This window comes from Synechococcus sp. UW179A, assembly GCF_900473965.1.
Classification (GTDB): Bacteria; Cyanobacteriota; Cyanobacteriia; order PCC-6307; family Cyanobiaceae; genus Synechococcus_C.
The window spans coordinates 13,494-26,333 of record NZ_UCNJ01000020.1; the positions used below are offsets into that span (position 1 = coordinate 13,494).

Genomic DNA, 12,840 nt, shown 5'->3' on the forward strand with positions numbered 1-12,840 from the left:
TCATGCTGAATGGCGTCTGAACCGTACGCACCAACAAGCGACAAAGCGCAACAGCGCTTTGGGCTAACAGAAACCAATTCAGCTGCTCGGCGCGGAAGTCAGAATGATGTCAATCGACGTATGGCGCGAGGGGTGCATCGCCAACGACTCATTCTCCTGAGCTGATCTCGCGAGCTGGTGAGCGAATCAACAGACTCAATACGGCTGCTATGGCCACTGGAACGATGAAGAAGCTCATGGACTGCTGGTAGTTCAGGAATGTGAGCCGTGACACCTCAGAGAGGTCCTCTCCGACGAGAGACATCAACAAACCTCCGCCTACAAACACAAATGTGAGTAGGAGCGGGGAGGCCACAGCGACTGCCTTTTCGGGAAGTTCCTGACGAACAAATGACAATCCCAGGGGCGCGGCCCCAAGTCCAAATCCAAGGACGAACATGGCCAGAAACGCCAGGGAGATGCTTAACGAGACACTGAATAACAAGACCATGGTGAGCAAGGCAAGCGCCGAAAACACCCTGGACGGAGTCGTCAGCCCCGACCGAGTAGCCCAGAGGCCACTGATCACTCCGCCAAGCGTGAGTCCAGACACGAGCATGGAGTTCATCGAAGCAGCACGGCCTGAGGTTGCGTCAAAAAGATCGATCTGAAAGCGGATATTCCAGAGATCCTCGAGAGCCAGGAAACAGGAGAAGAGACCGACGAAGTACAACGTCCCAACCCAGAAACGTGGCGACCTGGTGCACAGCACAAGAGACCGTCCAATATCGACCCAAGAAGGGACCATTTGTCTCGGCGATGCTGGACCCTGCGGCTGAGGCGACAACAGCAAAAGCATCAGCAAAGAGAGACTCAGTAAAACAACTGTGCTCAATCCAAACAAACGACTCGGATTGCTAATCCATGGCAGAAAAGCGAAGACGCCGGTTAAAGCTCCCACACCATTGGCACAGCTTTGGCTGATATTGAGCATCAGTGGAAAGCGGCGCGAATAAACCATCGAAACCACCTCGACAACACCAACAAAAGCTGATCCAAAACCAATTCCAAAGAGACACCTGGCCAGAAGCAACTGAGGAAAAGAGTCAGCAAATGCCATCACCCAGGCCCCAGAAGCGGCAATCCAAGCTGAAGCCACCATCAGCAGACGCATCGGAACGCGGATCAGCAGAATTCCTAGGAAAAATTGAGAGATGGAATAAGCAAAGAAATACACTCCACCAGCCAAACCAATCTGGGCCTCATTCAGTCCTAACTTTGAAGACAATCCACCAGCTGCGATTGCGTAACCAACAACACAAACTAAATTCATGCAGAAGAAGGTCTGCACAACGAGCCATTTCAATAAACCTGATCGGCCGATTTCCATGGCAAACACATTGTGATAGAACAGTAGCCACCAAAAGCAGCGATGGCATTAATCACTTCACAGGGGACCATTCAGCATGAAGGCAGCAAGGATAGTCGGCAAAGCGAATACCTTTTGAAGATGATGCAAAATTGTCAGTCCAAAGATATTCATGGCTTTCAATAACAATGATATGTTTCATGCACTGACAGTCAAAATAATCGATCAAAATAAATAAAACTCTCTATCTTCCTTCCTTGTGTTTAGGCATAGAAGTCTGCCAAGTACTCCCGGTATGGAGCACCTTTGACCCTTGGCGTTATCCGCATCGAGAGAGGTGACTACGTGCCCTGTCGTGTGGCTGAATGGCGAGTGGTTTTCTCAGAGCCAGCCGTGGAAGTGTTGCTGGGTGATAGAAGTATGGCTGCCACAAAGGCTCCCTATGAGTACTGAGGGTAGAGACCCCATCAGTCTTCTTCAGGGCCTTCAAGCCCCCTTTTTGTTGTCTCTTTGTCAACTCAGGAACTTGAAACCATACCCTTGTTTTCCTTAAGAACACCTCAGGGATACCGATTTCAATTGTTTACACCGATAACAAGAACTGACCCCTGAACCCACTGATGCAGCTGGGATATCAGGCATTCACTGTCAATTAAACTTCTCAAATGAGAGAAGGCCGCCCTTCCCGGTGGAAAGACGGCCTAACTCGCTCGTTTGTGCATTGTTCAACCCGTTACTTGTGGCAAAAGGAAGGGGTCGAAGCTTCTGGCTAGAGGCACCCTGGGGCCATTGGCTCTAGGTGTCGGGTTGTGACCTCCTAGGGCACCTAGGGCGGTGCAAGCGGAGTGTCGATTGGCGTGGCGCACAAGGTCTGCCTACCAAAGGACCAACCCAGGTCATTGTTGAGACTGTTGGAGCAGGGGCCAGAAAGTCAGTCTGCTTCTGCAATCTGCTCAGGTGGAGTATCGGCCGTCATGGGCTCCTCCGATGTCGTGGCCTTACTCTCCACCCGCAGTGGGCCTTTTGACATCGGTTGAATCGCGCATTGCCTTCCAAGGCAAAACCTCCAATAGTGGAAATGGCGTGGCTTGAGCGTTTTCGCTGATCTCAGGTCGTTATCCAGGCGACAGTTTTAAGGAAGCGCCCGGTTGTCCACGCTGATTCTTGAGTGGGAGAAACCGATGGACTACAGAGTGGACGCGGTACTGAGCGTCAGCGTGAAAGGAACCCTTGAGCGGTCAACAAGATTGCAGAAGCAGACGGCGAGTGTTGACGTCAGCAAATCAGCAACCCTGATTGGCTGATGACGGGATTCGCGAAAGAGATTGAGGTCGGTGATGGTTACTCATCCAAGCGGACCAAAGAGATCTTCAATCAGAACTTCAAGGACGCCACCCCTGATGAGATTGAGGCTTCCCAGAAGTGCTTCGATCACGACAGATGGGCTGAGGAGAACCAGAAACACAAAATTTGGAAACCAGACCTGTTGGCCCCTGTCCCAGAGGGGCAACAAGGCCATGGTGTGTTCGTGGTCAAGCACTCGAACACCATCACCTTCATGTGTGGGCTTTGGGCGGTTGTGCTTGCGCTTACCGACGAAGCAGGCAAGAGGCATAAATATCCGTTGTGGACATTAGGAGTGAAGACCGGTAAACGATTCCGATGCTCACCCTCAGGTATTCGGGAGCTGATCTTGGATCAGTTCGATGAGGAGACCTACACCGCGTGGAAACAGCTGGTGATGAGCAATAAGGAAGGGGCTTATGAAGCTCTTGCTTCGGCATGCGACTGGCTTGGTCACAAAAAGAAAGTCGGGTTGAGCTACATCAGCGGGCGCTCATCAATGCAGCTCTTAACCGAGCTGGGGATTCGATGCGAAAGAGACCATGCCTTCCTCTACCCCCATTACAAAAAGATGTTTGAGGAGAAGCTTTTGAATGAAACCAAGTCGGAATATGAACAGTGGCTGAAACAGGCTTCAAACGAACATCGAGAGATGTTCCGGCAGATGGTGGCGAACACTAAGAGAGAGAACCCAAGGCTCACCGAAGCAGGCGCACGACAACAGGTCATGATTACTCTCCATGAGATGGGCGTGATGACATAAAACCCTCTGCCAGCATGTTTGTATGGATGTCTCATCAATGTCTTCAGCATCAAGCGACTCCAGATTCCCAGTCGAAGATAAGCGCTTAATTGCGCAAAATCTTGATCAAATTGTCAACTCTGATACCTACAAATTGGTACAGCATGATCTTGATCTGATTAATAGCCCTACGATGCGCGGCGTTAAGATGCTTTTGGAGGTCGGCAAGCCTGAACTTCGCTTGGAGGAGGCTGGAATCACTTCCACTGTTATTGTATTAGGTGGAGCCCGAATTCAGGAGCGTTCAGAAGCAGAGTTAAGTCTAGCTAATCATCTGAATGCACTGGCTGCTGATCCCGATTCTGCCCTTCTTCAGCGCAAGGTTTATCAAGCCAGAAGGCTTGTAGATTTGTCGTGCTATTACGATGACGCCCGGGAATTTGCATTTTTAGTGTCTAGTCATGGACAGCAAAAAGATAAGGCATTGGATTGTGGCTCATCACCTGTGATTGTCACTGGTGGTGGCCCTGGGATCATGGAAGCTGGCAATCGCGGCGCTTTTGATGCTGGGTGTCGATCGATAGGCCTAAATATTGACATTCCGAATGAGCCTCCAAATCCTTTCATAACACCGGACTTATGCTTCAAGTTTAATTATTTGTCGCTGCGCAAGCATCACTTTATAATGCGTTCGGTTGGAGCAATCCTGTTTCCAGGGGGATTTGGTACTTTGGATGAAATGTTTGAGATTTTAACATTGCGGCAGGTGGGGGTGAAAAGCGCAATGCCGATCATTCTCTTTGGTAGTGAGTATTGGTCTCGAATCATTGACTTCGAATTCATGGCCAATTCAGGGCTGATTGATGACGAAGATCGCCAGTTATTTCAGTATGCTGATACTGCTATTGAAGCTTGGGATTTGATTCGTGAGCAGTTTTAAAGGCTTTCTTGAAAGGGTCTCCGATGGTCATCCTTGTGTGAAATGCTGTTGTTTCGCCTGGCTTCTTGCGATGCAAGTTGGCAGTTGGTCGCTTCGGCTCGTTTCAGCCTGCTGAGTCATCAAAGCTGAGAAGAGAATGCTTTTTAAGCGATCAGCAAGTGACCGTGATTAAACCAGTGAGGACTGGCTTAGAGATTCTTGCTTCGTCGTTCTTTTTTGCGATTAGGTGTGCTCGCTGCTCTTGTTGGCAGCGCAAGCCTTGAAGTGCTCAGGACAACCCAAGCCAAAGCTCGATCTTCCTGGGAACGATTCATCAGTCAGCCGGCATTGCAGCGACCCCGTAATGCAGAGACTGTCGTCCTTGAAATCGCAACGGCAGCGATCACTGTTCTCGGGCGAACAGTTGTCCGTGGCTGCATTCGTCAGCTTGATGGTCAGCGTGGGTACACCACGTCCCAACGCAAAGGCATCAATCTCGAATTGATCAATCAGTTGCCGGTGCCGACAACGGTGCATTGGCATGGGTTGATTCTTCCCAATGTCATGGATGGCGTGCCGTTTGTTACGCAACCGCCCATTCCCCCAGGACAACGCCAAAGGATCCACTACTCGTTGGTGCAAAACGGCACCTTTTGGATGCACTCGCACTATGGGCTGCAGACCCAAAGCTATGTGGCTGAGCCTTTTGTGATCCTCAATGAGGAACAAGAACGTTGGGCTGATCGAACGATCACTGTGATGCTGAGGGACTTCAGCTTCACGCCCGCTAGTCAAATTCTTGACAACGTTGTTGCTGGTGAGCGCGGCGGTGGTACCGCTATGGCCAAAAGCTTGGCTGATTTCGATTGGCACCAGCCGCGAATGCTGCTCACTCAACAGTGGGATCACGTGAAGCAGCGTTTCAGTTGGAAACAAGAGAAAGGGGTCTTGATGATGGCCCCGGATGTTGTGTATGACGCGCTGCTGGCGAATGAGCGCAGCCTTGACGCTCCAGAAATCATTGATGTGGAGCCTGGTGAAACTGTGGCGATTCGCTGGCTTGCGGGTAGCGCCTTTATGAGCTTCTTTCTTGACCTTGGTGATCTCGAAGGTGAGCTGCTTCGCACTGATGCCAACCCCGTGGAGCCGATTAGTGGATCAGTCTTTCAACTTGCTCTGGCCCAACGTTTGACACTGCGTGTCAAGGTTCCTGAAAAGCTTGGGGTCTTTCCATTGCTGGCCTTAGGTGAGCGCAGCAACCTGCGCTGTGGTGTGGTGCTGCGCAGTCATCCAAATCTCCATGTGCCCGATTTGGCACCGAAAACCGATCAGTGGACCGGACGCCTCGATTTCACACAAGATAAACAACTGCGCGCAGGAAGGCCTCTTGCCGTTCGTGCTGCTGATAACACAATTCCGATTGCACTGACAGGCCCTGCTCCCAAATACACCTGGGGCCTTAACCATCGGTTTTACCCCTATCGAGATCCCTACTGGGTGGAGCAAGGGCAACGGGTGGAAATGGTGTTCTCCAATCCCACCCCGATGGGTCATCCCATGCATCTGCATGGCCATGAATTTCAAATTCTCGAACTGGATGGTGTGCCCTTGGCTGGAGCCATGCGCGATACCGTTTACGTGCCGAAAGGCGGGACTTGCCGCATTGCTTTCGATGCCAATAATCCAGGGATTTGGGCGTTCCACTGCCATATCAGTTATCACCATGTGCGAGGCATGTTCAATGTGGTGGCTTATCGCTCCGCTGATTTGGGTTGGTGGAATCCAGCAGGCTTCGGTCATGAATACCTGCCGTTTTGATGCTCTCCTGACTGGCGTCTACCCCAGCTCGGCATTCCTTTTGCTCTGTATTGCAGCGATCTTCCGCGTGGCCAATGGATCCTTTGCTGAGTCCATGCACTGGAAAGCGTCTTTCGAAACGCTGCAACAGCTTGTACGCCGGTATCTTTTCGCTGTTTTCCACTCAAGGACTGTTATCTGGGAGATGTCCCCAGCAGCACTGCTGATTGCATCGAGATAGACCCCAATGCATTGTGCTGATCACTGCTCCAGAGAACGTTGGTAGTGGCTTGGGGGTCAGGTAATTCCAGTGGTTGGGTTCGGCTGCGATTGATCCACACCTCCAGCCCCTCTGCTTGGCCGATCAGTCCATCGCTGCCAGCGCATCTCCAGACCAGATCTGTCTGATGCAGGTCCGGATAGCTGTTGCGTAGTTTTGCCAATTGCTGGATGTAGGGCCTGAGGTCGGCTGACCAGCGTTGATCCCATGGAAAAGCCTCCCTGCAGGCCGGTTCTGGCCCACTGGATCGTTTGGAGCTGGGCCCGCCAGCCAGGCCAGTTTCTGTGCCGTAAAAAATGCACGGAGCACCGGGCTGCAGGAACAACAACAACAGTGCCAGCCTCATGGCTTTGAGATCCCCATTGAGACTGTGCAAGGCCCTGGGCACATCGTGACTGTCGAGCAGATTCATCTGCCCCCGGTTGACCTGCGGACGGTACCAAGCGGTTGTGGTGTTCCAGATGTTGATTAATTCCTTTGTGTTGAGGGGATTGAGTGGATAGCCCGGCTCTTGGTAGCCCTGACGTAACGCGTCGCCCCCAACCCAACCAAGGATGCTCCAGCCGATGCGGTAATTCATCACTCCATCGAAATGCTCCCCTTGGAGCCACGAACGTGCATCTCCCCAGATTTCTCCAACGATCCAAGCGTCAGATTTCACCTCTCGCACCACATGCCGGAATTCAACCCAGAAGTCTTTCGGTACTTCGTCAGCAACATCAAGGCGCCATCCATCGATGCCCCGTTCCAGCCAATGGCGTGCGACGGCGAGTAAGTAGTCCCGAACCGCTGGGTTGGAGTGGTTGAATTTCGGTAGGTCCGGGATAGACCACCAACAGTCGTATCCGCAACTCTCGCCGCTTCCTGGATAAGGATTGATAGGCCACTGCTTAATATGAAACCAATCCCTGTAGGGCGAGGCTTGACCGTTTTCCACAACGTGGTGAAAGGGCCAGAAACCTCGACCGCAGTGATTGAACACACCGTCGAGCACCAGGCGCATATCCCGTTCGTGCAATGCGGTAATCAAAGCATCGAGTGCAGTGTTGCCGCCCAAAAGTGGATCGACTTGGAAGTAGTCGTAGGTGTGGTAACGATGGTTGACGGCTGAACGGAAGATGGGCGTGAGGTAAAGGCAGGTTATTCCCATCGACTGGAGTTGATCGAGTGCATCGATCACGCCATAGAGATCACCACCCTGGAATCCCTGTTCGGTTGGATCACTACCCCATGGCTTCAACGCCAGGTGGCGCTGCTCCTCAACACGTCCACTGCGGCGGAACCGATCAGGAAAGACTTGATAGATCACAGCCTCTGCCACCCAAATCGGTGGATCGTTAAAAGCCGTGACTGACTGCAATCGTACTGAGCCTGCTGTCCTTTCTTTAGCAGGCAGCACAACGACCAATGCCCTTGCTGGACATTATTGGCAGCTGATGCAACCTCTGATGTGTCGGATCTCCTTCGCTAGTCAAGTCTCAGGCTCTGCAGCATTGGCCGCTATTGCGATCTCGCTTCCAGGGACTGGAATGGGGCTAAGAGTCCTGTCATTTCCTTGTCTCTGATTTTTTTGGGCAATCGCAGATGATTGTTGGCTTCCGTTATGTCCTGTCGACGAATCTTTGATGTCATGCTGTAAGTTTGGTCCTCTTTTTTGAATGCTTACGTCGATTCAGGAGTGATCTTTTGAACCTTTAAAAACTGCTATTATTGGCTCGAAGTGCTACCCTGTATAGTAACTTCGTCTTGCTGTGATACGGTAAATCTGGTTTTAATCGTTAATCGTTAATCGTTAATCGTTAATTGTTAAGCGTTGATCGTTGGGTATCTGTCTGGCTCTGATTCAATCAGGATGTGGATAAAGACAGGCCTAAATAACACTACTTATGATCGCTATGTAGTCAAGAACTCGTTTAAATATGGATGATGCAAGTTGTTGTTTCGGAAGCTACTTTGCTGTAGGTTCCTATGGCTTGTGTTCGGTAGGCATGTCAGCCCTGCCAAAGACCGCTAGGATTGAATATTCAATGATTTAATCCATGCTCGATACAGGGTATACCCGGGAGCAAGTTGCTGCACTTTTGTCTGCAATGCTCACCGTTGCGCCAGATCGAGACGATGAACATCGTCCTGCCAGGCATTTCGCGACGGCACTGCGTGACCATCTATTCAAGATGCCGGATCTCGATCTTGATAAACTCCCATATTCAACGCCAGAAGGTTTCACTGAAGTTTTCTTGGATGAACGTCAACGCATGCAATCACTGCAGCTGTTGATCATCATGCCTTACCTTTCGGGTAAACTTCATGATGACGATGTTCAACGGGTTGATCTCTATGCTCGCACGGCAAATTTATCCCCTGACTCACTCCAAGATCTTAATAACCTTGTGAACGGACGTATTAAAAAAGCCTTGATCTTGTATGGTCGCAGAGCAGCTAATGAATTCACGCCTGGAACACCTGTTCAGAAGCTTAAATCCATCGTAAGAGAGGTCCATAGCCTCGCAGGTGATAAAAAAAGAGCTGAAGTATACGAGCAACTTTCAAGCCTTGAGGAAGGAACATTTGGGAGAACACTCTATAATTTTTATCGCAATCGAGATTTTAAATTTCCAGGACAGAAAGGAAACTTAGGAGAGTCAGCGGTAAGGCACGATTGTGTTCATATTTTATCAGGAACAAACACTGATTATGCTGGAGAAATTGCTGTTTCAGCGATTGAAGCCGCGATGGCTAGTTCTGAAGTGGGATGGGAGATGGTGACAGAGGTTTTGGTTGATTTTCAACTAGGAATCGCCTGGACCCTGCCTGGTGGCATCAAAGCGGAGACGATGAATTTTGATCCGGATCTTTTTAGTAGGGGACTTGCTGTTGGGTCGAAAATCAATACGGATTTAATCCACGACTGGAACTTCTGGGATGATATTGAAACTCCAATCAGTGTTCTCAGGCAGCGTTTTGGTATCACTGATGTCGATATCGTTGATATGCCAGCTCCTGAAAAAGATCCAGGGGCCCAAACAAGTTATTGGAATATTGATTAGCTGATAATGACGGTTGTATAAGAGCGCGTTAGCTCAAATATTACTTCGAGGTGGTTTGCCGCTGAACACCTGTGTAAATTTTGTTGGTGATGCCTGAAGGATCATTCAATGGGTGGTTGAGGATGATTCCGTCTTGGCGCTCACGCTGATTTGCCAATGCCGTGGATAATTATATTCTTCATGAATTGGTAGAAAGTGATTGCTTTTCTTTTCGGATTCGAAGTAACAGGTTGTCGCGTTTCTGCACGAACGATCTGTCATCACCACCAGGGAAAAGAATTCAACCTTGTCGTATTTTCTTTTACGCCAGCAACCTGGGAGGCAGTGCGTTCCACAGCCAGATCAACTATCACCAGGTGAGTGGCATGTTCAAGGTTGTTGCTTCTCGCTCCGCTGATCTGAGTTGGTGGGATGCAGCGGGCTTCAGTGACGAAAGCCTGCTTGCATGAACGTCTCAGGTCTCACCATCAAGACAAACGCAACCGATCGATGACCAACGCATCAACGACAACATGGTTCATCTGTAACGCCAGCTCCTGAGATGACTTGGCTGTGGCTGCTTGTGCTCGGAGCCGTGCTGGGGCTGTTTTCACTGCCTTATCAGGCTCTCTCCAGTCTTGGACTCGTTCTTCAGAACGATCTCTGGCTCAGCCGCGAAAGCATCTCACCGGTTGCTGTCGCACTCGTGTTTGCTTCTTCCATGGCACTGGTGCTGCTGGGTTGGGGACCCTTGCAACAAGCGCGTGGGGGTGGGCTGACTCCTGTGATTGCGATACAGGACAACGTCTCCGGTCAACAGGCTTCACTCTTAAAACAACTCAGCTTGCAAACCCAACTCCAGCGGCTGCCACTGATGGTGCTCACCCATCTCGGCGGATTAACGGTTGGCATCGAATCACCCTCAGCCTCCCTGGGTGCCTCGCTGATGTTGGCCATCCGCAGGCGCTGGCCCCGGTTCACACCGCTTGCCGTCCTGCCACTGCCGATGCTCTGCGCCATCGGCGGCGGCGCTGGCCTGGGTGCCGCCTTTCGCTCTCCACTTCTAGGGGTGACCTATGCCATCGAAGAGTTGGGCCGCAGTTCTGGTCGCAGCTTGGTGTTGCCCGTGTTGCTGCTTAGCGGAAGTGGCGCTGGCATCAGCCTCTGGCTAGGGCCAGGAAGTAGCAGTCAAGCTGCCGTGGTGGGCGCTTTGCCGGTGGGGCTATGGCCCTATGCCTTGCTGGTCTGCGGGTTGTGCAGTCTGCTCGGATCGCTGTTCGTGCGCCTGCTTGTGCCGATGGCACGGGTCACTCAAGCAGCCCTTCAGCGCCATCGGTCACTGATGGCTGTTCTCATCGCTACTGGCCTGAGTGGTATGGGCATCGCCAGTGGGGGCTGGAGTTTGAACGATGGAAGCCTGTCGCTTCTGGCGATTCTGCATGGAGAGGTCGGGGGTGAATCAAGTACCTTGCTCTGGCGCTTTCTCAGCTCCTTACTAAGCATCGCCAGCGGTGCCCCTGGAGGGTTGATGCACGACACAATGACCCTTGGGGCCCTAGTTGGTGCACCACCAACCGGTTGGGCGGTGTTAGACGGCGCGAGTCAGGCCCAGCTCGGCGCCATTGGCTCCGTGAGTCTCTTCGCTGCCGCCTGCGGCACTCCCCTGTTCTGCGCCATGTTTGTGTTCATCCTGCAGGGCGATCCCGCAATGCTGCCGGCTTTGTTGCTGTGCAGCGCGGTTGCGGCCTCCTTGGCGGCGCCATTGCGTGGTGCAAGCTGGAATGAGCGGCAGGCTCTCCACCATGCTGAGTGACGTCTACTCTGCTGCTAGTGAGCAGCGTCTGGTCTCAATGGATTGGGGGGGACTGGACCCTGAGTTTTTCCGGCTTTCTGGGCAACTGAAGTTGATTGTTTTGCAGTGCCTGTACACCGGATGATCGATTGCAGCAGCTGCCTTTTTCTGCTTGTCAGACACCTGTCTCAACAAATGTCTTAAGTCTGTTCAAATGTCTGTCTTGAGAGCTCTGGCGTGATGGTCAATGTGGCGGTCGATCACGCTTGCCACGAAAAAATAGCTGTGGTCATAGCCCTCATGGATCACCAGCTCAAGACTCTGACCGCTTCTGACACAGGCATGGCGAAGGTCCTCTGGACGCAGCTGCTCTCTGAGGAAGGGATCAGCTGAGCCGACGTCTACCAGAAGGCAGTCATTCCTGAGATGACCATCCTCCAGGAGAGTCACAGCATCCCATCGACGCCATCTGAGCTGTTCTTCAGGTGTTGTGCCGAGCAGATGGCTGAACGCCTTCCGACCCCATGGGCACTGACCTGGGTGTGCAATCGGAGCCACTGCAGACACCGAGCGGTAGAGATGGGGATGACGCAGACCCAGCACCAGTGCACCGTGGCCACCCATGGAGTGGCCTGAGATCCCCAGTCGCTGATCGTCCAGGGGCACTTCAGTGCACAGTTGTGAGATCAGCTCCTCAACGACGAAGCTGTGCATTCTGTAGTGCAATGACCAGGGCTGCTTTTCGGCGTCCACATAGAAGCCGGCAGCATGTCCGAAATCCCACTGACCTTGAGGATCGCCAGGAACGTCATCCCCGCGTGGGCTGGTGTCTGGCATGATCAACGCAAGCCCGAGTGCGGCGGCACGTCGCTGTGCACCCGCTTTCTGAACGGCGTTTTCGTCATTGCAGGTAAGGCCTGAAAGCCAGATCAGGACAGGAACGCGTTCAGGCCTCGGTCCCAATGCCTGCTTTGGAAGAAAGACCCCAACCGTTGTGGAGCTGTTCAGCTGGTGCGATTCCAGTTTGTAGCGGCGTTGTTCTCCAGCGAAGCAGCGATGACAGTTGATCAACTTCATGGTTCTGGTCATTGCGCATAGAAATGAATGACAGATCGGATGCTTTCACCCCTGTGCATTAGCTCGAAGGCTTGATTGATCTCTTCTTGTTTCATGGTGTGCGTGATGAATCTGTCCAGGGGAATGCCCCTTTCTGAAAACTCTCGACGTAGCCAGGAAGCTGGTTTCGTTCTTCCACTCTTCCAAAAGCTGATCCCCGCCAGACCCGACCCGTCACCAGCTGAAACGGTCTCGAACTGATTTCCTGGCCTGCTCCCGCAACGCCGATGATTGTCGACTCCCCTCAGCCCTTGTGACAGGCCTCGAGGGCTGCATGGATGACGTCGATGTTGCCGATGGATTCAAAGGAATAGTCCACACCTCCATCGGTGATGCCGATCAGCACCTCCTGGATTGGTGTTGCATAGTCACGAGGGTTGATGCATTCGGTCGCTTCAAGCGGCTGAGCGATGAAGGGAGATCAGATGTAACTGAGGGCATCTCGTCAGAGGACAAATGTTTGGACTTTGGGCAGG

At 52.0% G+C, this 12,840-nt stretch carries 11 protein-coding genes and 1 pseudogene; 8 read left to right on the forward strand and 4 right to left on the reverse strand.

Annotated elements, in window-relative coordinates; genetic code table 11:
• Positions 1-148: 148 nt before the first annotated feature.
• Complete coding sequence (locus DXY31_RS10525; protein ID WP_114993736.1) at positions 149-1,369, reverse strand: MFS transporter; 1,221 nt, start codon at positions 1,367-1,369, stop codon at positions 149-151.
• A gap of 285 nt (positions 1,370-1,654) precedes the next feature.
• Here DXY31_RS10525 and DXY31_RS17040 point away from each other — a divergent pair, with 285 nt between their 5' ends.
• The 5 genes from DXY31_RS17040 (at position 1,655) to DXY31_RS10545 (ending at position 6,171) form a co-directional block, all read left to right on the forward strand.
• Positions 1,655-1,801 carry a hypothetical protein gene (locus DXY31_RS17040; RefSeq protein WP_170953669.1) on the forward strand — a complete coding sequence of 49 codons (147 nt, stop codon included), beginning with the start codon at positions 1,655-1,657 and terminating at the stop codon, positions 1,799-1,801.
• Positions 1,802-2,496: 695 nt separating this feature from the next.
• Positions 2,497-2,652 carry a hypothetical protein gene (locus DXY31_RS17045; protein ID WP_170953670.1) on the forward strand — a complete coding sequence of 52 codons (156 nt, stop codon included), beginning with the start codon at positions 2,497-2,499 and terminating at the stop codon, positions 2,650-2,652.
• Positions 2,652-3,455 carry a hypothetical protein gene (locus DXY31_RS10535; protein ID WP_114993737.1) on the forward strand — a complete coding sequence of 268 codons (804 nt, stop codon included), beginning with the start codon at positions 2,652-2,654 and terminating at the stop codon, positions 3,453-3,455. The genes DXY31_RS17045 and DXY31_RS10535 overlap by 1 nt, the downstream gene beginning before the upstream one ends.
• A gap of 37 nt (positions 3,456-3,492) precedes the next feature.
• Positions 3,493-4,374: an LOG family protein gene (locus DXY31_RS10540; RefSeq protein WP_114993738.1), complete on the forward strand. Its 882-nt coding sequence runs from the start codon at positions 3,493-3,495 to the stop codon at positions 4,372-4,374.
• A 228-nt stretch (positions 4,375-4,602) separates the two neighbouring features.
• The gene (locus tag DXY31_RS10545; protein WP_244279702.1) at positions 4,603-6,171 is read left to right on the forward strand and encodes a multicopper oxidase family protein; all 1,569 of its coding nucleotides are present in this window, start codon (positions 4,603-4,605) and stop codon (positions 6,169-6,171) included.
• A gap of 173 nt (positions 6,172-6,344) precedes the next feature.
• Here DXY31_RS10545 and DXY31_RS10550 read toward each other — a convergent pair whose 3' ends face one another.
• Entirely contained in the window at positions 6,345-7,790 is a 1,446-nt protein-coding gene (locus DXY31_RS10550; protein WP_114993740.1) for a glycoside hydrolase family 13 protein, read from the reverse strand.
• A 679-nt stretch (positions 7,791-8,469) separates the two neighbouring features.
• On the opposite strand from DXY31_RS10550, the gene DXY31_RS10555 reads away from it, so the two are divergent.
• The 3 genes from DXY31_RS10555 (at position 8,470) to DXY31_RS10565 (ending at position 11,269) form a co-directional block, all read left to right on the forward strand.
• Positions 8,470-9,477 carry a hypothetical protein gene (locus DXY31_RS10555; protein ID WP_114993741.1) on the forward strand — a complete coding sequence of 336 codons (1,008 nt, stop codon included), beginning with the start codon at positions 8,470-8,472 and terminating at the stop codon, positions 9,475-9,477.
• Between the two features lie 230 nt (positions 9,478-9,707).
• Positions 9,708-9,926 (forward strand): hypothetical protein, encoded by a 219-nt coding sequence (locus DXY31_RS10560; RefSeq protein WP_114993742.1) that lies wholly within the window; start codon positions 9,708-9,710, stop codon positions 9,924-9,926.
• A gap of 92 nt (positions 9,927-10,018) precedes the next feature.
• Positions 10,019-11,269 (forward strand): chloride channel protein, encoded by a 1,251-nt coding sequence (locus DXY31_RS10565; RefSeq protein ID WP_114993743.1) that lies wholly within the window; start codon positions 10,019-10,021, stop codon positions 11,267-11,269.
• Positions 11,270-11,458: 189 nt separating this feature from the next.
• Here DXY31_RS10565 and fghA read toward each other — a convergent pair whose 3' ends face one another.
• Complete coding sequence (fghA, locus tag DXY31_RS10570; protein WP_170953674.1) at positions 11,459-12,325, reverse strand: S-formylglutathione hydrolase; 867 nt, start codon at positions 12,323-12,325, stop codon at positions 11,459-11,461.
• Between the two features lie 8 nt (positions 12,326-12,333).
• Positions 12,334-12,776: pseudogene (locus DXY31_RS10575) on the reverse strand (zinc-binding dehydrogenase); the annotation flags it as partial.
• Positions 12,777-12,840 lie beyond the last annotated feature (64 nt).

Bases quoted from the DNA above. Each gene is read 5' to 3' on its own strand.
- DXY31_RS10540 (WP_114993738.1), top strand. From the start codon at position 3,493: ATGTCTTCAGCATCAAGCGACTCCAGATTCCCAGTCGAAGATAAGCGC.
- fghA (WP_170953674.1), bottom strand. From the start codon at position 12,325: ATGAAGTTGATCAACTGTCATCGCTGCTTCGCTGGAGAACAACGCCGC.
- DXY31_RS10535 (WP_114993737.1), top strand. From the start codon at position 2,652: ATGACGGGATTCGCGAAAGAGATTGAGGTCGGTGATGGTTACTCATCC.
- DXY31_RS10555 (WP_114993741.1), top strand. From the start codon at position 8,470: ATGCTCGATACAGGGTATACCCGGGAGCAAGTTGCTGCACTTTTGTCT.
- DXY31_RS10525 (WP_114993736.1), bottom strand. From the start codon at position 1,369: ATGGAAATCGGCCGATCAGGTTTATTGAAATGGCTCGTTGTGCAGACC.
- DXY31_RS10565 (WP_114993743.1), top strand. From the start codon at position 10,019: ATGACTTGGCTGTGGCTGCTTGTGCTCGGAGCCGTGCTGGGGCTGTTT.